Below are 19,143 nucleotides of genomic sequence, written 5' to 3'. Positions count from 1 at the left end.
CACCGGCCCGACCCGGCTGGATGGTCACTACGGTCCAGCCTCATGACGATCACCACACGTACGGTCGAATACCCGGCAGATGCCCTCACGATGACCGGGCACCTCGCGCTCCCCGCCGGTGAGGAGCGTGCGCCCGCAGTCCTGATCGGGCCCGAGGGAATGGGGCTCAGCGACGTCGAGCGCCGCCGCGCCGATGCCCTGGCCGAGCTGGGATACGTGGCGCTGGCCTTTGACCTCCACGGCGGGCGCTACTTGGACGACCCCGAGGAGATGCTGGCCCGTTGCATGCCGCTGCTCGCAGACCCCGACCGGATGCGGGGCATCGGCCATGCGGCACTCGAGGTGCTGCGCGCCGAACCGCGGACCGACCACGACCGGGTCGCCGCGATCGGCTACGGCACCGGGGGCGCGGTCGTGCTGGAACTCGGGCGCGACGGAGCCGACTTGCGCGCGATCGGTACGGTCAACGCACTGACCACGGGCCGACCGGGCGAGGCGGCACGCATCCGCTGCCCCGTGTGGGCCGGGGTCGGATCGGAAGACCCGATCATGCCGCCCGCGCAACGGGAAGCGTTCATCGCCGAAATGCGGGACGCGGGCGTCGACTGGCGCTGCGTGGTCTACGGCGGAGCCCTGCACGCCTTCCACCACCCACCGGTCGACCACACCACACCCCCGGGTGTCGGCTACCACCCACGACACGCACAGCGGGCCTGGCGCGACATCGTCGGTCTGCTCGCCGAATGCCTGCCCGTAACAGAGTGATCAGATCGGCTTCTGGCACTCACTCCTGCCCCCGGGGCAGCTCCGGAGTCCTTGAGAGCTCCAGCAGCGGAGTGGATCAGCTCACCATCGGAGCCTGGGGCTTGCGTCCAGCCCGAGCAGCGCCGAGCAGATGCCGATCGGAGTGCCTGGACGGTCATTCGTCCGTAGCGCATCGCTGCCCGGGTACCCGGCGCGGATCGGCTGCCCGTATGCGCTCCGCCAGGCCGCTGTACGCCACGCTGCCCCCGGCATGGCGGCGCACCGTCGCATAACCCATGCTCTTCCGGCCCAGCCGCTCCACCACCGGGCGGCCGAGGACGAAGAACTCCCACTGACCGACGTCCAGCGGGTCGTATTCCTCGTGACTGCGCGCCGTCTGCACGGCGAAGACGTACACATGCGCGTTGTACGTCTCCTCATCGGCGTAGCCGGTGCGCGGATTCCACCGCTTGCTGCGGAGACCGGTGAATCTGATGTCCGAAAGCTGTCGTTGCTCCCAAGCCTGGAGATAAGCGCTCGTCTTCACCTCGATGCACAGCCCGTCCTCGGTCTCCACGTCATGGCTGTGCCACTCCCCCCGTGACCGCGCGGACCCAAGGGCCCGATGCACCAGGAACTCGGCCAGGTAGCCGCGTGCGTTGTTCATCTTGAAGTCGGGCAGCGCAAAGCGCCAGAAGTCGGCGATCGTCACGCCGTCCAGCCCCACGAAGGACTCATGGCCACCGAGCATCGGCGGCACCGGCGGAGTCCGCCACATCCCCTCAGGTGAATCGCCTGAAGACGCCCCGCACATTCACGGCCTCCACTGCTTGCATGTGAACATCTGAACTGGTCGACAATGGCGAATTCGCGGCATGCTCGGCTAGCCCGGAGCCTGCGTGCGCAGGGCCGTCAGCAGCAGGTCCAGGGCGTGTTCGAAGGCGGGGCCCGCCATCGTGGGCAGGTGGGTGCGGACCGCGTGCAGGTGGGGGAAGTCGTCGGCGGGCAGTTCGGCGTACGCCTCGCTCCATGCCTGCGCGTCGCCCGCCCGCTGGTCGTCCGGGAGGCGCAGCACCGCGGCGTCCAGCGCGGCGTGGCCGAGGACGGTGTCGATGAAGGCGTGGTAGTGGCGTACGGCGGTGGCGTCGTCGAAGCCCGCGCGGCGCAGCAGGCCGACGCCCGTCTCCACCGCGCGCTGCTCGTTGGGGCGGCGGGTGACGCGGTAGGTGCTGAGGACGGCGACGCGCGGGTGGCGCAGCGCCGCGCGGTAGGCGCAGCGGCCCAGCTCCCGCAGCGCTTCGGCCCAGTCGGGGTGCTCGGCGGCCTCGTAGGCGTCCAGGGCCTCGCCGATGAGGCGGTCGCCGAGGGCGAGCAGCAGGTCCTCGGCGCCGCGGTAGTAGCGGTAGACCGCGCTGGGGTCGGCGCCGAGCGCGGTGCCGAGGCGGCGGATGGTGAGGGCCTCGGCGCCCTGCTCGTCGAGGAGTTCCAGCGCCTTGTCGAGGATCATCTCCGCCGACAGGACCACGCCGCTCTTGGTGGGGCGCCGGCGCCTGCGCTCGGCGGTGACGCGGTCGGCTGATGCCACGGTCGGCCCTTCGTCGTCGGGGCGGGGCAGTGCCCGGCGCCGGGTGCGGCTGCGGAGTGCGGTGCACGGTGTGCGGCTGCACAGTGCGGGCCCAGTCAATCACCTTCCCCTGATTCCCCGAATGGCCTCCCCACGGTTCCGGAAGGGACCTCCCCGCGCTTTCGCTCATGACCTCACCGCGGATCCGCGAATGGCCTCCCCGGAGACCTGCGGACACCTTACGTCAACGCCATTGACATACAGTCCGCGGCGGCTGTTTCATCGGCGCACGCGGTGCCCGCCGCGCCGGCCCGGTCGGGCCGCACCCTCCCCCGCCGCATCCCAGGAGCGTGTCCCGTGCCCCCAGCAGTGCCGCCCGCTCCGCCGGGCACCCGTATGCGCCGCTCGCTCGGCGTCAAGGACGGCGTGGCCCTCGCCGCCTCCAGCACCGCCGCGACCACCAGCATCGGCATCGGGATGGGCACCCTCGCCGTGTACGCGGGCCGGCAGACGCCCGTGCTCTGGTGCTGGCGTTCCTGCCGATCCTGGGCATCGCCCTCGCCTACGCCCGTCTCAACCGCTCCGAGCCCAACTGCGGCAACGGCTACACCTGGGTCGGCCGCTCCATCGGCCCCTGGCCGGGGTTCCTCACCGGCTGGGTCGTCCTGGTCGGCAACGTGATCTTCATGGCGTACACCGGGGCCGTCACCGGCTCGGTGGTCCTGCAGTTCCTCAACAAGCTGGGCGCCCGCACCGCGTTCGGCGTCCCGCTGGACCCGAACTCCGCCGCCACCAGCACCGTCATCGGGCTGGCCGTGCTGGTCGTCGTGACGGTCACCGCGGTCACCGGCGTCCGCTCCGCCACCCGCCTCCAGTTCGGGCTGCTGGTCTTCGAGTACGCGGTACTGCTCGTCTTCTGCGCATGGGGCCTGGCCGCCGGCGACCAGCCCTTCTCGCTCACCTGGTTCGAGCCGTTCCGGATCGGCTCGGCGACCTCGCTGGAGCAGGGGCTGGTCCTCGCCGTCTTCCTCTACTGGGGCTGGGACGCGGCGTTCACCGTGAACGAGGAGACCAGGGGCGCGGGCGACGCGGCGCGCGGCGGACTGATCGCGCTCACCGTCATGCTGGCGCTGTTCGTCTTCGCCGCCGTCTCCTTCCAGCGCGTGATGGGCGACGGGGAGCTGGTGCGCAACGGACCGCAGGCGCTCACCTTCCTCGGCACGCGCCTCGCGCCCGAGCCCTGGGCCTCCCTGCCGCTGGCCGCGCTGATGTGCTCCGCCTTCGCCTCGCTGCAGGCCGGCGTCATCCCGACCGCGCGGGGCGCGCTCGCCATGGGCCGCGACCGCACCCTCGGCCCCGTCTGGACCAGGGTCAGCCCCCGCTTCGGCACGCCCGCCGTGGGTACGGTCCTCATCATGGCCATCGCCGCGGCCGTCGCCGTCCTCGCCCTCGGCATCCCGAAGCTGAACGAAATGATCCTGGCCGCGGTCAACTCCATCGGGCTGGTCGTCTCGCTCTACTACGGCCTGACCGCGCTGGCCTGCGCACTGCGCTTCCGCGCCGACCTGCGCGCCGGATGGCGTGCCGCGCTGACCGGCGTCGTGGTCCCCGCGGCCGCCGGGCTCGCCCTCTTCGCGCTCGGCGCCTCGCTCGCCTGGCACTACGCGACCATGAGCGACCACTTCGCGGCCCGCCCCGACAACGGCTGGTTCATGCTGCTCGTGCCCGGCCTGATCCTCGCCTCCGGACTGGTCGCGGCCGCTCGGGCCAAGTGGGCGCTGAGGTCCCCGTACTTCGTCACGGGACGCGGTACGGACGCGGAGGCGCTCACCCTGCCGGGCGACCGGGACCGCGACCGCGACGACGACGGCGACCCGGCCGCGCCACCACCCGAACCCGCCCGCTGAGCCCGCACCCCGTCCCTCCCCCGTTACCCACCGACCCAGGAGCCCGGTCATGCCGCATTCGCACCCCGCCGACCTCGTCTTCACCGGCGGCCCCGTGCACACCGTCGACCCGGCGCGCAGCCGCGCCACCACCGTCGCCGTGCGCGGCGCACGCATCATCGCCGTCGGCCACGACGAGGTGCGCGAGCTGATCGGCCCGCGCACCGAAGTGGTGGATCTGCGGGGCCGGCTGCTCGTACCCGGCTTCCAGGACGCGCACGTCCACCCGGTGGGCGGCGGCGTCGAGCTGGGCCAGTGCGATCTGAGCGGCGCGGTCACGGCCGAGGACTACCGGCGCCGCATCCGCGCGTACGCCGACGCGCACCCCGACGCCGAGTGGATCACCGGCGGCGGCTGGTCCATGGAGGCGTTCCCCGGCGGCACGCCCACCCGCCAGTTCCTCGACGCGCTGGTGCCCGACCGTCCGGTGTACCTGGTCAACCGCGACCACCACGGCGGCTGGGCCAACACCCGCGCGCTCGCACGCGCCGGGCTCGACGCCCGTACCCCGGACCCGGCGGACGGGCGGCTGGAGCGGGAGGCCGACGGGCACCCGACCGGGATGCTCCAGGAAGGCGCCATGACCCTGGTCGCCGCCGTCGTCCCCGAACCGTCCCTCGCCACGCTCACCGAAGGGCTGCTGCGGGCACAGCGGTTGCTCCACGCGTACGGCATCACCGCCTGGCAGGACGCCCTGCTCGGCAACCACGCCGGGATGGCCGACCCGGCACCCGCCTACGCGGCCGCCGTCGCGGCCGGCCGGCTGACCGCCCGGGTCACCGGCTCGCTGTGGTGGGACCGGGCACGCGGCACCGAGCAGCTTCCCGAACTTCTCGCCCGGAGCGAGGAGTTGACGGCCGGCCGGCTGCGCGCCGCGACCGTGAAGATCATGCAGGACGGCATCGCCGAGAACCACACCGCGGCGCTCCTCCACCCCTACCTCACCGCATGCGGCTGCGCCTCCGACAACAGCGGCATCTCCTTCATCGAGCCGGAAGCGCTGCGGCGGTACGTCACGGAGCTGGACGCGCACGGCTTCCAGGTGCACTTCCACGCGCTCGGCGACCGGGCGGTGCGGGAGGCGCTGGACGCGGTCGCGGCGGCGCGGGCCGCCAACGGCTGGACGGACAACCGGCCGCACCTCGCGCACCTGCAGATCGTCCACCCCGACGACGTACCCCGCTTCCGCCGGCTCGGCGCCACGGCCAACATCCAGGCGCTCTGGGCCGCGCACGAGCCGCAGATGGACGACCTCACCATCCCGTTCCTGGGCGCCGAGCGGGCCGCGCTGCAGTACCCGTTCGGCGATCTGCTCCGCTCCGGCGCCACGCTCGCCGCCGGCAGCGACTGGCCGGTCAGCAGCCCCGACCCGATGGCCGCGCTGCACACCGCCGTCCACCGCCGCCAGCCGGAGGCCGGTCCCGGCACCCCCGCCTTCCTGCCCGAGCAGCGCCTCGACCTGGGCGCCGCGCTCGCGGCCTACACCGCGGGCAGCGCGTACGTGAACCACCTCGACGACACCGGCACGATCCGGGCCGGCAACCTCGCCGACCTGGCCGTCCTCGACCGCGACCCCTTCGAGGACCCGGCGGACATCGCGGCCACCCGGGTGCTGCAGACGTACGTCGGCGGCGTCCGCGTGCACGCCGCCGACGACGCCTGAGCCCCTCCGGCGGAAGAGCGTCCAGACAACGGGCGGCCGGCACCGTGCCGGTGCGCTGTCGGCCGTGCGGCGGGGCTGTCGGTGACCGGTCGGCGAGGTGTCGGTGGCCGCTGGGACCGTGGGTGCCGGGCTGCCCCGCACGCAGCCGCCGCCACCAGCAAGGGAGTCCGTCACCATGTCGTCCACACCCGCCACCCCGCCCTGGGTGGGACGCGAGCCGGGACCTGGCCGGCGTCGATCCCGCGCCCGTTCCCGGCCGGCCCGGACCCGGGTGCGCCGGCACCCACGCGTGAGCCGGCCGCGGCACCCGGGGCCCGTGGCTCAGGGGCGTCCGGCGGGCGGGACCTCCTCGCCGGGCGGCACCGGGCCCGGCGGGGTGCCGTCGCCGAACGGCCGGCCGCCGAGCTGTTCGCGGTGGTGCGGGGTCAGCCAGGCGGCGAGGTCGGGGCCGCGCGGCACGATCCGGGTCGGGTTGATGCCGGTGTGCACCTGGTAGTAGTGCCGCTTGATGTGGTCGAAGTCGACCGTGTCGCCGAATCCTGGCGTCTGGTAGAGGTCCCGTACGTAGGCCCAGAGCACCGGGTCCTCGGCGATCTTGTACCGGTTGCACTTGAAGTGGCCGTGGTAGACGGCGTCGAACCGCACCAGAGTGGTGAAGAGCCGGATGTCCGCCTCGGTGATGGTGTCCCCGACCAGGTACCGGCGGTCCGACAGCCGCCGGGACAGGTACTCCAGGCGGCGGAAGACGTCCTCGTACGCCTCCTCGTACTCCTTCTGCCCGGTCGCGAACCCGGCGCGGTACACGCCGTTGTTGACGTCTCGGTAGACGCCGTCCATGACCTCGTCGATCTCGGCGCGCAGCGGCTCCGGGTAGAGGTCGGGCGCGCCGGGCCGGTGCAGCGCGGTCCACTCGGTCGCGAGGTCCAGGGTGATCTGCTGGTAGTCGTTGGTGACGAGCTTGCCGCTGGGCACGTCCACGACGGCGGGCACGCTGACGCCGCCGGGGTAGCCGGTCTCCCGCGCGTCGTACGCCTCGCTGAGGTAGTGGATGCCGAGGACCGGGTCGCGGCCGTCCGGGTCCAGGGTGAAGCGCCAGCTGCGGTCGTCCTGGATCGGGTCGGCGACGGCCAGCGACAGCGCGTCCTCCAGGCCGAGCAGCCGCCGGGAGACCAGCGCGCGGCTGGCCCAGGGGCAGGCGCGGCTGACGACCAGGCGGTAGCGGCCGGCCTCGACGGGCCAGCCGTCCCGGCCGTCGGCGGTGATGCGGTCGGCGAAGTGGCTCCGGGACCGCTTGAAGGACTTCCTGCCGTACTCGGTGTTGCCCTCGGGGGCGCTCCCGTCGTCGCTGGCTGTGCTGGTGTCGGCGGAGCGGTGCGTGGTCATGACCGTCCGTCCTCCTCCCGTGTGCGGATGGCCGGGTCTCTGGTGGAGGGTTCCCGCCATGATCCGATTCTCACCGCACGTCAGCCGCCCGGGGCAGGGCGGCCGGGGCGCGTCCTACTGGAGCCAGAAGCCCGCGCGGCGCAGCCACAGGTCCAGCAGGGCCGTGTCGCCGTCGACGCGCGGGGCGTCGCCGCGGGCGGGCCGCCGGTAGAGCAGCAGCAACAGGTCGGTGAGGGGTGCCCGCACGGTGACGGCCGCGCCGGCTCCCTCGCCGGCGGGGCCGCGGTGCCAGGCCGGTGCCGCCCCCGTCAGATCGACACCCCACTCCTCGTCCGTGTCCGTGGCCCGGAAGCGGAGGGTGCGGCCGGGCCCCAGCAGGCCGGGCAGGTCCGGCCGGTCCTCGTACGCCTCGGGGAGCGCCGCGTACGTCATCCACTCGTCCACGGCGTCGCGCGCGACGTCCTCCGCCAGGGTGTACGCGGCGCCGACGGCCAGCGCCGCGTCCGCCCGGTGGACGGCCGTCTCGTACGCCATCCGCCGGGCCCAGAACGTCGGTGACACCTCGTCCTCGTCGTCGACGACGGTCCACACCACGGCGTCGGGCCCGGCCTCCCGCAGCGCACCGGCCAGCAGTGCCGCGCCCTCGGCGACCCATGCGTCCAGCTCGGCCGGGTCCGCCGCGGCGTACCCGGCCACGTCGTTGACGTCCTCAGGGACCGGCTCGGTCGCCCTGGTCCGCACGATCGTTTCGGCCCAGCGGTGGGCGTTGCCCACGTGCCGCAGCAGCTGGGCGAGGTTCCAGTCCGGGCAGGAGGGCACCCGCAGCCCCAGGTCGGCACCGCGGGCGAGGTCCCGCAACTGCCGTGTCTGGATGAGGATTTCCTCGCACAGCCGGTCGTGGCTCAGGGCGGACTTCGGGAGCGTCATGCCGCCAACGTACTCGGCGCCGTTCAGCCGGTCGCGCCAATAATGACGGTCGCGTACTGCTCCTCCGAGGTCACCACGCGCGGGATCAGGCCACCGCGGCGGAAGGCCTCGGCGGCCGGCGCCGCCTGGCGTGCGCTCGTCTCGACGAGGAGGTGACCGCCGGGCGCCAGCCACCGCGGGGCCGCGGCCGTCACCCGGCGCAGTATGTCCAGCCCGTCGGCCCCGCCGTCCAGCGCGGCCAGCGGCTCGTGGTCGCGGGCCTCCGGCGGCAGCAGGCCGACCTCGTCGGTGGGCACGTAGGGCACGTTGGCGACGAGGACGGCGATCCGGCCGCGTACCGAGACGGGCAGCGCGTCGTACAGGTCGCCCTCGTGCACCTCGCCCACGGTGCGGGGGATGTTGCGGCGGGCGCAGCGGACCGCTGCCGGGTCGATGTCCGCCGCGTGCAGCTCGATGCCGGGGTCCGGCGCGGCGGCGGCCAGTGCGGCGCCCACCGCGCCGGAGCCGCAGCAGAGGTCCACCACGACCGGCCGGGCGGCGCCGGCGGAGGCTGCGGTGACCAGCGCCGCGGCCTGCCCGGCGAGGAATTCGGTACGGCGGCGGGGCACGAAGACGCCGGGGGCCACGGCCACCCGGAGCCCGCTGAACTCCGCCCAGCCGAGCACCTGTTCCAGCGGCAGTCCGGCGGCACGCCGCTCGACGAGCGCTTCGAGGTCGGCCGGGGTGGCCGCGTGGGAGAGCAGCAGGTCCGCCTCGTCCTCGGCGAAGACCGAGCCGGTCGCGCGGAGGCGGCTGACGGCCGCGGAACGGAGGGTGGTGATGCGGGGAGAAGCGAGATGCGACATGGGAAGCCTTTCGGGTGCCTGGCGGACGCCGGGCGGGCTCCCTGCTGCCGGTCGCTACGGCGAAGGCGCCGCGTGGACCGCGCGGATGCGAGCAGGGAGGACCCGTCCTCGTACAGCGGTAATGGGTCTCACCTCCTCGTTCGCGGTCCAGCATGATCACTGGTGCCGGCAAGAGTACCTGATGCGCGGCCGCCCGTACGGCGGATTCCGGCCGTTGCGGGCGAGCCTGCGGCCGTCTCCTGGGGCTGACCGGCGGACCGCGCGAGCACCTGTCACGGGGTCTGGGTGGCGTGGTGGCACGTCGGCCCGCCGGCCCGGTCTCGGTGTCGGCCGACACTGTGAGACACATTGTCACCACTGCCCACGCGTCCCCCTCGCCATACCAAGAGGGGTACGAATACAGACACGCCGATGAACGGGTGAATAGGACAGGACAGCACACGCCGGGCGGTGTACTGGGGCCTTCCTCCCTTCCTTTGTTGTCAAATAGGAGAGAAATGCGCATCCGTGCCACCCTGGCCGCCCTCACCCTCGCCACCGCCGGTCTCGCTGCCGGTGCCGGCAGCGCCGCTGCCGCCGGCGACGACTCCGACGCCACCAACGCGAGCGGCAACGGTGCGTCGACGTCGTACGGGAACTCGGCCACGGCCGGCAGCCTGAGCCCTCAGGCCGGCCTGGTGCAGAACTCGCTCAACGACCTGTGCCTCGGCGTGCCGGCGAAGGTCAACGTGGGCTCGCTGATCGGCCTGATCCCGATCACCGTCCAGGACGTCAACGTGCTCGCCAACCCGCAGAACCAGCAGTGCGCCGAGAACTCGACGCAGAACAAGGGCGACGACTCGCTGTCGCACATCGTCGACGACATTCCGATCCTCTCGGAGAACGGCACCGGCAACGGCAGCTGAGCCGCGTACCGACTGCACTCCTCCGCGGGGCACCACCGTCACGGCGACGGCGGTGCCCCGCGGGGCGTTCCGGGCTCTTCACCGCGGGTGAGCAGCCGGTTCACCGCCGGTGAGCGGCCTTCCGCGGCGTGCCGTGCGGACATGCGGGGGCGGTGACCGGTGACCAGAATGGAAGGGCCGGGACCTGCGGCGCGCCCGGCGTCGCGCCGGCCGTCCGGCACGGGAGGTACTTCATGACCACTGCCGGAGACATCATGCACCCCGGCGCTCAGTGGATCGCCGAGGACGTCACCCTGGACCGCGCCGCCCAGCTGATGCGGGAGCTCGACGTGGGCGCCCTGCCGATCAGCGACGCCGACGAACGGCTGTGCGGCATCCTCACCGACCGCGACATCGTGGTCGGCTGCGTGGCCATGGGCCACGATCCGGCCCAGGTCACCGCGGGTGAGATGGCCAAGGGCACACCCCGCTGGATCGACGTGGACGCCGACGTCAGCGAGGTGCTGGAGGAGATGCGGGGACACCAGATCCGCCGCCTCCCCGTGATCCAGAACAAGCGGCTGGTCGGCATGATCAGCGAGGCCGATCTGGCCGGTCACCTCACCGACGATCAGATGGCCGACTGGACCGAGAGCATCACCGCACAGCGCTGACCGGCACCGTGCGCATGCACCGTCCTCCGAGTGGGTCCGCACCGCGGGCCCACCGCCATGTCAGCCCCGTAACCGGTACCCGCGGTCTTCGCGGTACCCGGGACACGGCGGGGGCCGATGGGCGTACGGTGGTCACCGGCGCGTGGCAGCCGCGCGAGGAGGTGGGCCGTGGAAGCGACGCTGAAGACGGTGATCGGCGGCGAGCTGGTCGAGCTGCCCGGCACCATCGCCGGCATCCGGGCCGTCCTCGACGAGGACCAGGCCCGGGCGTTCGACCGTGAGATCCCGCATGTGCCGGCGGCCGAGCTGCCCGCCCGGCTGGCCCGCTGGGCCATGGGCGGCACCGGCGCCGACCGGGAGGACCAGGAGCTGTTCGAGCGCCTGGAGCGGGGCGAGGACATCGGTGCCGTGCCGGCCGAAGACGACCGGCCGGAGGTGGCGTGAGCCGCCGTCGCCTGCAGTACGCACCGCCGGCCGACCAGGCCCGCGACGCCATGGAAACCGCGTTACGCACCCGGTTCGACGCCGGGATGCGGCGGCTCGCCGACGATCCGTACGGGCACGGCTCGGCGGCGATCGACAAGGACCGCGAGCGGCGGGAGGCGACCGTCGCGGGAGTGGTGATCCGCTACTACGTGAGCGAGAGCGTGCTGACGGTCACGGTCGTGCGCATCGTCTACTTCTGAGCCCGGTTCACCCTTTCCGGGCCGGTCTCCGTCCGGTTCACCGCCGGTACGCGCACGGGCCCCCGCCGTGCAGCAGCCGCTCGACCTCGTCGTGGGCGGCGTCGACGATGCGGACGACGGCCTGCGCGGCGTCGGCGGGGCGGCCCTCGGCCACCGCTTCGGCGACCTCCCGGTGCCGGTCGACGGCGGCCATGTCGAGGTCGGGCGGCATCAGGGCCAGTTCCCTGCGGGCCACCAGCAGTTCCTCCGTCACCTCGGCGAGCTGCGCGAACATGCCGTTGCCGGAGGCGGTCAGCAGGGCGCGGTGGAAGGCCGCGTCGGCCGCGACGAACGCCCCGCGGTCACCGGCCCGGGCGGCGTCCGCCATGGCGCGGGCGTGCCCGGCCAGCGCGGCGCGGGCTTCTGGTGCCGCGCCGGAGGCGGCCAGCGCCGCGGCCGACGGTTCGACGGCGGCCCGCAGTTCGGCCAGTTCGCGCAGCTGGGCCTCGCGCGCGGGCGAGGCCAGCCGCCAGCGGATGATCTGCGGGTCGTAGAGGTTCCACTCGGCGAGCGGGCGTACGGTGATGCCGACGCGGGGGCGGCTGGTGACCACCCGCTTGGACTCCAGGACGCGGACCGCCTCGCGCGCCACCGTGCGCGAGACGCCGTACCGCTCCTGTACGTCCTCCAGGCGCAGGACCTGGCCCGCGCGGATCTCTTCCGCGGCGAGCGACCGGCCGATGCGGTCGACCACCTGCCCGTGCAGGCCCTGAAGTTCCACGCCGCTCCCCGTTTTTCTCGTGTACCGGTGCGGGGCGGCCGGGCCGCGGCCGCTCCGCCCGATTGTCACACCTCCACCGGCCTCCGGCGGGCCGGGGTCAGAACGCCCGGCGGGGCGGCGTCGAGTCGCTGGCGCCGCGCAGGAAGTCCAGGTCGACGCCGGTGTCGGCCTGGGTGACGTGGCGGTCGTACAGGTAGGTCCAGCCGCGGTCCGCGTGCGGGCGGGGCGGTTGCCAGGCGGCCTTGCGGCGCTCCAGCTCGGCGTCCTCGACCAGGACGTCGAGCCGGCGCGCGGGGACGTCGAGGCGTACGGGGTCGCCGGTGCGGACGAGGGCGAGCGGGCCGCCGACGGCCGCCTCGGGCGCGACGTGCAGCACGCACGTGCCGTACGCGGTGCCGGACATCCGGGCGTCGGAGATCCGGACCATGTCGCGGACGCCCGCGTCGAGGAGCTTCTTGGGCAGCTGCACGTTGCCGACCTCGGGCATGCCGGGGTAACCCTTCGGGCCGTTGTTGCGGACGACGAGCACGGTGTCGGCGGTGACGTCGAGGTCGGGGTCCTCGGCGACGGCGAGGTAGTCCTCCAGGGAGTCGAAGACCAGCGCGGGCCCGGTGTGGCTGAGCAGCTTGGGGTCGGCGGCGGACTGCTTGATGACGGCGCCGCCGGGCGCGAGGTTGCCGCGCAGTACGGCCGTGCCGCTGCCGGCGGGCTGCACGGGCCGGTCGAGCGGGCGGATGACCTCGCGGTCGTACACCTCGGCGCCCTCGCAGTTGTCGAGCAGGCTGCGCCCGGTGACGGTGACCGTGTCGCGGTGCAGGTGGTCGCGGAGGTCGTTGATGAGGGCCGGGAGCCCGCCCGCGTACGCGAACTCCTCCATCAGGAAGCGGCCGGACGGCATCAGGTCGACGAGCAGCGGGAGTTCGGCGCCCAGCCGGTCGAAGTCGTCCAGTGCGAGGGGTACGTCGAGGCGGCCCGCGAGCGCGAGGAGGTGCAGCACGGCGTTGGTGGAGCCGCCGATGGCCGCGTTGACGCGGATGGCGTTCTCGAAGGCGGCGCGGGTCATGATGCGCTGCGGGGTGAGGTCGCTGCCGGCCAGCTCGACGGCGCGGATACCGGTCTCCTCGGCGAGGGTGCCGCGGCGCGAGTCGACGGCGGGCAGCCCGGAGCCGCCGGGGACCATCATGCCGAGCGCTTCGGTGAGGCAGGCCATGGTGGAGGCGGTGCCCATCGTCATGCAGTGGCCCGCGCTGCGGTTCAGCGAGCTCTCGAACTCGGTGAACTCCTCCTGCGTGATGGTGCCCGCGCGCAGCTCCTCGGTCATCCGCCACACGTCCGTGCCGGAGCCGACGTCGCGGCCCCGGAAGCGGCCGTTGAGCATGGGGCCGCCGGTGAAGACGATCGCGGGGACGCCCGCGCTCGCGGCGCCCATGAGCGCCGCGGGGGTGGTCTTGTCGCAGCCGGTGAGGAGGACGACGGCGTCCAGCGGGTTGGCGCGGATCTGCTCCTCGATCTCCATGGCGGCGAGGTTGCGGTAGAGCATGGTCGTGGGCCGCATGATGGGCTCGCCGAGCGACATGGCGGGGAACTCCAGCGGGAAGCCGCCGGCCTGGAGCACGCCGCGCTTGACGGCCTCCGCGATGAGCTGCAAGTGCCCGTTGCAGGGGGTGAGTTCGGAGTAGGTGTTGCAGATGCCGATGACCGGCCGGCCGTCGAAGTTGTGCCCCCCGCGGCCCATGCCGCGCAGCGCGTGCCGGGTGATGAAGCCGTTCTTGCCGCCGTCGCCGAACCAGGCGCGGGAGCGGAGCGGTGCGGCGTCACCGGCGGGCTGCCGGTCGTTCACGGTCATGTGAAGTCCTTCCGACGCACGAGGGGGCGTCCGCGGCCGAGCCGTGCCCGCCCCTGCCTTGAGGCTCAATGGTGCTATCAAAGCACGATAGATCCCGCCCACGTCCAGACCCGTGCACCGCTCCGTATCCGGCCCCGGCCGCGGACTGGCATCATGACCGCCATGCCCTTATTCGGCCGGCCGTCACGGCGCCCGCCCGACGGCACGCGCCGCACGGCCCGGAACTGGACGGTCGCCTCGGCCGTCCTCTTCGTCCTCGCGCTGGGCTTCGCACTGCGCGGCGGGTGGGCGATGTTCGCCTGGGACATCGGGGAAACCTGCCACCACCAGCACGGGCAGGACTGGGATCCGGAGTTCTCCCGCGAGTCCGTGTTCCCGATGTCCCGGCCCTGCAACGCCCACTACGACCTCGTGCCGTCCTACGTCAATCCGGCGATCGCGGTCTGCGCGGCCGGTGCCGCGGTCAGCGCCGCCATGGCCGTCGGTGCGGCGGTTCGCGAGAGCCGCCGTCAGCGCACGGCGTGCCGGACCCATACGTTGGGCTCGACGTAGACCGCGTGGTCGTGTGCGGTGTCGCAGTGGACCGGGGTCAGGGCGCCGGGGACCTCGATGTCGCCGTCGCGGTCGAAGGGGAGGCCGGTCCACTGGCGCCACTGGGCCAGGGAGCCGCTGACCGTCATCGAGGCGGGAGCGATCTTCTCGATGGTGCCGCCGGCCTTGACGTGGACGCGCAGCCAGGGGTCTTCCGGCAGGCCGTCGGGGCGCCGGCGGCGGACGTACTCGGCCATGGGGACGCGGGGTTCCCGGTGTTTGGCCGTCGGGCGGACCGGGGCCATGAGCACGTCGTGGCCCTGCCGGCCGGCCGCGTCGCGCAGGGCGGCGAGCATGCGGTACGACAGGCCACGGCCGAGGTACCCGGTGTCCACCGTGATCTCCAGCGCGCTGGCGACCGTCGGTGCGCGGCCGTGCCGCCGGTCGTCGAACGCCCACACCAGCACCCGGTCCCACCCCTGGTCCGGCGCCTCCTCCCGGCCGTCGAGCGCCGCGCTGAACGGCACGGCGAGCCCCCGTGCCACGACCCGGTCGCCGTCCGTGGCCACCACGCAGTACTCGGGGAAGTCCTCGATGACCCGGCCCAGCAGCGCGTTCGCCACGGGTTCGGGTGCCACGAACGCGGGCCAGGTGTCGGCCAGTTCGTAGAGCCGGGCGGCCAGCGAGGGCCGCTCGGCGACCGGTGTGATGCATATGTCGTCAGTGTCCGTCACGCCGCGGACTTTTCCACACGCCCGCCGCTCCGACCACGGGTTTTCCGCTAGTGGACCAGCTCACCGTCGCGGGCCACCACGCGCCCGCCGTGCACCACCATGTCCCGCTTCGGCGTGTCCACGACGATCTGGGGCAGGCACTCGCCGCGTACGAGGAGGAAGTCGGCCGGGGCGCCGGGCTGCAGGTCCGCGTGCGGCAGGTGCATGACGTCGGAGCCGCCGTCGGTGGCGGCGCGGTAGCAGTCGTTGAGCTCCTCGTCGAGGCGGATGTCGGTGATCAGGCCCAGCTGGTGTGCGCGGTCCAGCATGTCCCCGTTGCCGAACGGGCTCCACGCGTCGCGCACCCCGTCGGTGCCGAGGCCGACCGCGACGCCGTACTCGCGCAGCCGCGCGATCGGCAGCACGGTCGACTCCGAGTACGCCACCGTCGTCAGCGAGATGTCCAGCTCGGCCAGGTCGGCCGCGACGGCTCCGAGCTCGCGGTCGCTCAGGCCCGGCAGGCAGAAGACATGACTCACCGTCACCCTGCCCCGCAGCGACAGCGCGCGGGTCCGGTCGATGATGCCGCGCAGCGGCTCGAGCCCGTCCTCACCGCGGTCGTGCAGATGGATGTCCAGGCCCACTCCGTGCCGGTCGGCCATGCCGAAGAGGAGGTCGAGCTGCTCGTCGAGGGCGTGGTCGAAGCCGATCGGATCGATGCCGCCGATCATGTCCACCAGGCCCGCGCGGGCGGCTTCCTCCAGCAGCTTCGCGGTGCCGGGCTTCCGGATGACGCCGTGCTGGGGGAACGCCACGATCTGCACGTCGAGGGCGTGCTGCAGCCGGTCTCTGGCAGCGGCCACGCCTTCGGCGCAGGCCAGGTCGTACTCCGGCGCGACGTCCGCGTGCGCGCGCATCGCACGAGTGCCGGTGGCGACCGCGCGCGCCATCAGCCCGTAGGCGCGCTCTCCGACGGGTCGGCGCTGGGTGCGGAACAGTTCCGCGTCCTGGTCGGCGTAGTCCGCGATGCCGTCCGCCGGCTTGCGGGACACCCACGGCCCGCCCCAGGTCGTCTTGTCGGGGTGGACGTGCGCGTTCACCAGGGAGGGCAGCACGATCCGGCCGCCGCCGTCGACGACCTCGGCGCCGGCCGGGGCCGGGCGGTCCGTGATCCTGCCGTTGACGACCGTCAGGTCCACGGCAGTGGCGGCCCCGAAGGGCCGCACGTTGCGGAAGACGACGGGCCCGCCGGGTGTGCCGCCGGGCTTCCCGCCGGCGGCCGCGTACGCGGGTGCGGAGGGGTACGCGACGGCGGCGGTGCCCGCCAGGGCGGCCGCGCCGGCGATCACATGACGGCGGGACACTCCGCCGGGGGACGAGGGGGACGGCAGCGGTGCAGCACACATGGTGGCTCCTTGGCGAGCGCTCTTCGGGCGGGCAGCGACTTTGTATACCAAGGGGCAGGAAGACAACAAGGGATGCGCCAGAGAAGCGAAGAAATGACTGTTGGCAGCGTGCCGATACGTCGGCGAAGCGACTGCCGGTATACAACACCCGTCCGACTACGCTGCCCCGAATTCCCGCAGGACCGCTTCCGTGTGTTCCCCCAGGGCCGGGACCGGGCCCATCGCGGCTTCCGTGTCGGTGAAGGTGATCGGCGGGAGGACGGCATCGACGGGCCCTGCGGGCGTGCTGACGGTGCGCCAGCGGTCGCGGGCCGTGAGCTGGGGGTGGGCGATGAGGCCATGGACGGTGTGCAGCGCCGCGTTGCAGATGCCGGCCGCGTCCAGGCGGGCGACGAGGTCGGCCGTCGGCAGCGTCGCGGTCACCTCGCCCACGGTCGCGTCGACGGTGGCGCGGTTCCGGCAGCGGGCGATGTTCGTCGCGTAGTCGGGGTGTGCCGCGAGGTCGGGACGGCCCAGTACGTCCGTGGCCAGCCGCCGCCACTGGCGGTCGTTCTGTACGCCGATGAGCAGGTCGGGGCCGTCGGCGGTGGGGTACGCGTCGTACGGGACGATCGCGGCGTGGCCGAGGGAGGAGCGGGGCGGCGGGGTGCCGGTGTACTTGGTCGTGTAGAGCGGGTGGCCCATCCATTCGGTGATCGCGTCGAACATCGAGACCTCGACGTGCGCCCCTCCCCCGCCGCGTGCCCTGCGCAGCAGTGCGGCGAGGACGGCGGAGAAGGCGTACATGCCGGCGCCGATGTCGGCGACGGGGATGCCGGTCTTGGCGGCCGCCCCGGGCGTGCCGGTGACCGAGGCGAGGCCGGTCTCGCCCTGGACGAGCAGGTCGTAGGCGCGTTTGTCGCGGTACGGGCCGCTGCTGCCGTATCCGGACATCGACACGGCGACCAGCTCGGGGTGGCCGGCGCGCAAGGTGTCCGCGTCGAAGCCGAGGCGTGCCGCGGCGCCGGGTGCGAGGTTCTCGACGAAGACGTCGGTGTGTGCGGCGATGCGCAGGAGCGCGTCCCGCCCGGCGTCGGTCTTCAGGTCGAGGGTGACGGATTCCTTGCCGCGGTTGAGCCAGACGAAGTGGGCTGCCTGGCCGTGCACGGCCGCGTCGTAATGCCGCGCGAAGTCCCCGCCGTCCGGTCGCTCGATCTTGATGACGCGGGCGCCGAGGTCGGCGAGGTGGCGGGTGGCGAGCGGTGCGGCCACGGCCTGTTCGACGCTGAGTACGGTGATGCCGGCCAGGGGCGCGGTGGCGCCGTCCAGCGGACGCATGGATGCCTCCAGGGGGTCACGGGGGACGCGGCGGGTCGGGTCAGTAGGAGCGCGGCAGGCCCATGACGTGTTCGGCGACGTAGTTGAGGACCATTTCCTGGCTGACGGGCGCGAGCCGCAGCAGGCGCGCCTCCCGGAAGTACCGCTCGACGTGGTACTCCCTCGCGTACCCCATCCCGCCGAGGGTCTGGACGGCCCGGTCGGCGGCCTGAAAACCGGCGTCCGCGCACAGCCATTTGGCCATGTTGGCCTCGCGGCCGCAGCTCAGTCCCCGGTCGTAGCGCCAGGCGGCGTTGCGGGCCATCAGCCGGGCGGCGTCCAGCCGGGTCAGCGCCTCGGCGAGGGGGAAGGCGATGCCCTGGTTGCGGCCGATGGGCCGGTCGAAGACGACGCGCTCCTTGGCGTACCGGGTGGCGGCGTCCAGCGCCGCGCGGCCGAGGCCGAGGGCTTCGTGCGCGAGGAGGATGCGTTCGGGGTTCAGCCCGTCGAGGAGGTACCGGAAGCCGGCACCCTCGTCGCCGATGCGGCAGGCGTCCGGGACCCGCAGCCCGTCGATGGCGATCTCGTGGGAGGTGACGGCGTTGCGGCCCATCTTGGGGATGGGCCGGATGTCCATGGCGGTGCGGTCGATGTCGACGAGGAAGACGGAGAGACCGTCGGTGGGCTTCGCGGCCCGGTCGCGCGGGGTGGTGCGGGCGAGCAGCACCATCTTCTGGCTGTCGCCTGCCTTGGTGATCCAGATCTTGCGGCCGTCGATGACGTAGTGGTCGCCGTCGCGGCGCGCGAAGGTGGTGATGCGGGTGGTGTCCGTGCCCGCGTCCGGTTCGGTGACGCCGAAGCAGACGTGCAGGTCGCCGGAGGCGGCGGCGGGCAGCACCTCGCGACGGAGCGCTTCGCTGCCGTGCCGGGCGAGGACGTTAAGGCCGAAGATGGTGAGGTGCATGGTGCTGCACCCGTTCATCCCGGCGCCGGAGGCCGCGACCTCCTCCAGGAGCAGTGCGGCCTCCTGCACGCCGCAGCCACCGCCGCCGTACTCCTCCGGTACGGCGATGCCCAGCCAGCCGGCCTTGGCGAACGCGCGGTAGAACTCCCAGGGAAAGGCGGCCCGTTCGTCGTGGTCCGCCCAGTAGGCGGGGTCGAAGGAACGGGCGAGTTCGCGGGCGCCGTCGCGGATGTCCCGCTGCGCTCCGGTGAGGTCGAAATCCATCCTGCACGCACCTTCCGGGCCTGACGGCCCCTCATTGCGTACGTATA

At 73.2% G+C, this 19,143-nt stretch carries 18 protein-coding genes and 1 pseudogene; 8 read left to right on the top strand and 11 right to left on the bottom strand.

Annotation, left to right across the window (positions count from 1 at the left end; translation table 11 throughout):
* The first annotated feature begins 42 nt into the window (after positions 1–42).
* Complete coding sequence (locus C3486_RS25340; protein ID WP_103835079.1) at positions 43–765, top strand: dienelactone hydrolase family protein; 723 nt, start codon at positions 43–45, stop codon at positions 763–765.
* A 154-nt stretch (positions 766–919) separates the two neighbouring features.
* Here C3486_RS25340 and C3486_RS25335 read toward each other — a convergent pair whose 3' ends face one another.
* Together C3486_RS25335 and C3486_RS25330 are read right to left on the bottom strand one after the other, a co-directional pair.
* Positions 920–1,471, bottom strand: coding sequence for a hypothetical protein (locus tag C3486_RS25335; RefSeq protein WP_146075056.1), 552 nt, complete (start codon positions 1,469–1,471; stop codon positions 920–922).
* A 156-nt stretch (positions 1,472–1,627) separates the two neighbouring features.
* Complete coding sequence (locus C3486_RS25330; protein ID WP_103835077.1) at positions 1,628–2,329, bottom strand: TetR/AcrR family transcriptional regulator C-terminal domain-containing protein; 702 nt, start codon at positions 2,327–2,329, stop codon at positions 1,628–1,630.
* A 375-nt stretch (positions 2,330–2,704) separates the two neighbouring features.
* On the opposite strand from C3486_RS25330, the pseudogene C3486_RS25325 reads away from it, so the two are divergent.
* A pseudogene (locus C3486_RS25325) lies at positions 2,705–4,215 on the top strand (APC family permease).
* Between the two features lie 49 nt (positions 4,216–4,264).
* Complete coding sequence (locus C3486_RS25320; RefSeq protein ID WP_103835076.1) at positions 4,265–5,917, top strand: amidohydrolase; 1,653 nt, start codon at positions 4,265–4,267, stop codon at positions 5,915–5,917.
* Between the two features lie 321 nt (positions 5,918–6,238).
* Here C3486_RS25320 and C3486_RS25315 read toward each other — a convergent pair whose 3' ends face one another.
* The 3 genes from C3486_RS25315 to C3486_RS25305 form a co-directional block, all read right to left on the bottom strand.
* Positions 6,239–7,300 (bottom strand): glutathione S-transferase family protein, encoded by a 1,062-nt coding sequence (locus tag C3486_RS25315; RefSeq protein WP_103835075.1) that lies wholly within the window; start codon positions 7,298–7,300, stop codon positions 6,239–6,241.
* A 114-nt stretch (positions 7,301–7,414) separates the two neighbouring features.
* Entirely contained in the window at positions 7,415–8,227 is an 813-nt protein-coding gene (locus C3486_RS25310; protein WP_103835074.1) for a maleylpyruvate isomerase N-terminal domain-containing protein, read from the bottom strand.
* Positions 8,228–8,250: 23 nt separating this feature from the next.
* Positions 8,251–9,072: a putative protein N(5)-glutamine methyltransferase gene (locus C3486_RS25305; RefSeq protein WP_103835073.1), complete on the bottom strand. Its 822-nt coding sequence runs from the start codon at positions 9,070–9,072 to the stop codon at positions 8,251–8,253.
* 497 nt (positions 9,073–9,569) lie between these two features.
* Here C3486_RS25305 and C3486_RS25300 point away from each other — a divergent pair, with 497 nt between their 5' ends.
* The 4 genes from C3486_RS25300 (at position 9,570) to C3486_RS25285 (ending at position 11,316) form a co-directional block, all read left to right on the top strand.
* Positions 9,570–9,977, top strand: coding sequence for a rodlin (locus C3486_RS25300; protein WP_103835072.1), 408 nt, complete (start codon positions 9,570–9,572; stop codon positions 9,975–9,977).
* Positions 9,978–10,210: 233 nt separating this feature from the next.
* The gene (locus C3486_RS25295; protein WP_103835071.1) at positions 10,211–10,630 is read left to right on the top strand and encodes a CBS domain-containing protein; all 420 of its coding nucleotides are present in this window, start codon (positions 10,211–10,213) and stop codon (positions 10,628–10,630) included.
* A gap of 168 nt (positions 10,631–10,798) precedes the next feature.
* On the top strand, positions 10,799–11,074 hold the full coding sequence (locus C3486_RS25290; RefSeq protein WP_103835070.1) for a hypothetical protein: 276 nt from the start codon (positions 10,799–10,801) through the stop codon (positions 11,072–11,074).
* 50 nt (positions 11,075–11,124) lie between these two features.
* Entirely contained in the window at positions 11,125–11,316 is a 192-nt protein-coding gene (locus C3486_RS25285; RefSeq protein ID WP_258052985.1) for a hypothetical protein, read from the top strand.
* Between the two features lie 37 nt (positions 11,317–11,353).
* Here C3486_RS25285 and C3486_RS25280 read toward each other — a convergent pair whose 3' ends face one another.
* Both C3486_RS25280 and C3486_RS25275 read right to left on the bottom strand, forming a co-directional pair.
* On the bottom strand, positions 11,354–12,076 hold the full coding sequence (locus C3486_RS25280) for a FadR/GntR family transcriptional regulator (protein ID WP_103835068.1): 723 nt from the start codon (positions 12,074–12,076) through the stop codon (positions 11,354–11,356).
* Between the two features lie 97 nt (positions 12,077–12,173).
* Positions 12,174–13,922, bottom strand: coding sequence for an IlvD/Edd family dehydratase (locus C3486_RS25275; RefSeq protein WP_103835067.1), 1,749 nt, complete (start codon positions 13,920–13,922; stop codon positions 12,174–12,176).
* 153 nt (positions 13,923–14,075) lie between these two features.
* Between C3486_RS25275 and C3486_RS25270 the strand changes: the two genes are divergently transcribed.
* Positions 14,076–14,474 carry a hypothetical protein gene (locus C3486_RS25270; RefSeq protein WP_103835066.1) on the top strand — a complete coding sequence of 133 codons (399 nt, stop codon included), beginning with the start codon at positions 14,076–14,078 and terminating at the stop codon, positions 14,472–14,474.
* On the opposite strand, the gene C3486_RS25265 is transcribed toward C3486_RS25270, so the two are convergent.
* The 4 genes from C3486_RS25265 to C3486_RS25250 form a co-directional block, all read right to left on the bottom strand.
* Positions 14,432–15,187: an N-acetyltransferase gene (locus C3486_RS25265; protein WP_103835065.1), complete on the bottom strand. Its 756-nt coding sequence runs from the start codon at positions 15,185–15,187 to the stop codon at positions 14,432–14,434. The genes C3486_RS25270 and C3486_RS25265 overlap by 43 nt on opposite strands.
* Before the next feature lie 47 nt (positions 15,188–15,234).
* Positions 15,235–16,572, bottom strand: a complete 1,338-nt coding sequence (locus C3486_RS25260) for an amidohydrolase (RefSeq protein WP_103835064.1) — start codon at positions 16,570–16,572, stop codon at positions 15,235–15,237.
* 156 nt (positions 16,573–16,728) lie between these two features.
* Positions 16,729–17,889, bottom strand: coding sequence for a CaiB/BaiF CoA-transferase family protein (locus tag C3486_RS25255; protein WP_103835063.1), 1,161 nt, complete (start codon positions 17,887–17,889; stop codon positions 16,729–16,731).
* A 40-nt stretch (positions 17,890–17,929) separates the two neighbouring features.
* A complete protein-coding gene (locus tag C3486_RS25250) occupies positions 17,930–19,096 on the bottom strand; it encodes an acyl-CoA dehydrogenase family protein (RefSeq protein ID WP_103835062.1) in 1,167 nt (388 codons plus the stop codon).
* Positions 19,097–19,143 lie beyond the last annotated feature (47 nt).

Origin of the sequence: Streptomyces sp. Ru73, assembly GCF_002920575.1 — a bacterium.
GTDB lineage: Bacteria > Actinomycetota > Actinomycetes > Streptomycetales > Streptomycetaceae > Streptomyces.
Note: the sequence above shows the minus strand (reverse complement) of the source record. Positions and strands in the feature narration are given on the sequence as shown.

Excerpts from the sequence above, each read along its gene's own strand:
- C3486_RS25340 (WP_103835079.1), top strand. The coding sequence starts at position 43 with ATGACGATCACCACACGTACGGTCGAATACCCGGCAGATGCCCTCACG.
- C3486_RS25320 (WP_103835076.1), top strand. The coding sequence starts at position 4,265 with ATGCCGCATTCGCACCCCGCCGACCTCGTCTTCACCGGCGGCCCCGTG.
- C3486_RS25315 (WP_103835075.1), bottom strand. The coding sequence starts at position 7,300 with ATGACCACGCACCGCTCCGCCGACACCAGCACAGCCAGCGACGACGGG.
- C3486_RS25310 (WP_103835074.1), bottom strand. The coding sequence starts at position 8,227 with ATGACGCTCCCGAAGTCCGCCCTGAGCCACGACCGGCTGTGCGAGGAA.
- C3486_RS25305 (WP_103835073.1), bottom strand. The coding sequence starts at position 9,072 with ATGTCGCATCTCGCTTCTCCCCGCATCACCACCCTCCGTTCCGCGGCC.
- C3486_RS25300 (WP_103835072.1), top strand. The coding sequence starts at position 9,570 with ATGCGCATCCGTGCCACCCTGGCCGCCCTCACCCTCGCCACCGCCGGT.
- C3486_RS25295 (WP_103835071.1), top strand. The coding sequence starts at position 10,211 with ATGACCACTGCCGGAGACATCATGCACCCCGGCGCTCAGTGGATCGCC.
- C3486_RS25285 (WP_258052985.1), top strand. The coding sequence starts at position 11,125 with ATGGAAACCGCGTTACGCACCCGGTTCGACGCCGGGATGCGGCGGCTC.
- C3486_RS25275 (WP_103835067.1), bottom strand. The coding sequence starts at position 13,922 with ATGACCGTGAACGACCGGCAGCCCGCCGGTGACGCCGCACCGCTCCGC.
- C3486_RS25270 (WP_103835066.1), top strand. The coding sequence starts at position 14,076 with ATGACCGCCATGCCCTTATTCGGCCGGCCGTCACGGCGCCCGCCCGAC.
- C3486_RS25260 (WP_103835064.1), bottom strand. The coding sequence starts at position 16,572 with ATGTGTGCTGCACCGCTGCCGTCCCCCTCGTCCCCCGGCGGAGTGTCC.
- C3486_RS25255 (WP_103835063.1), bottom strand. The coding sequence starts at position 17,889 with ATGCGTCCGCTGGACGGCGCCACCGCGCCCCTGGCCGGCATCACCGTA.
- C3486_RS25250 (WP_103835062.1), bottom strand. The coding sequence starts at position 19,096 with ATGGATTTCGACCTCACCGGAGCGCAGCGGGACATCCGCGACGGCGCC.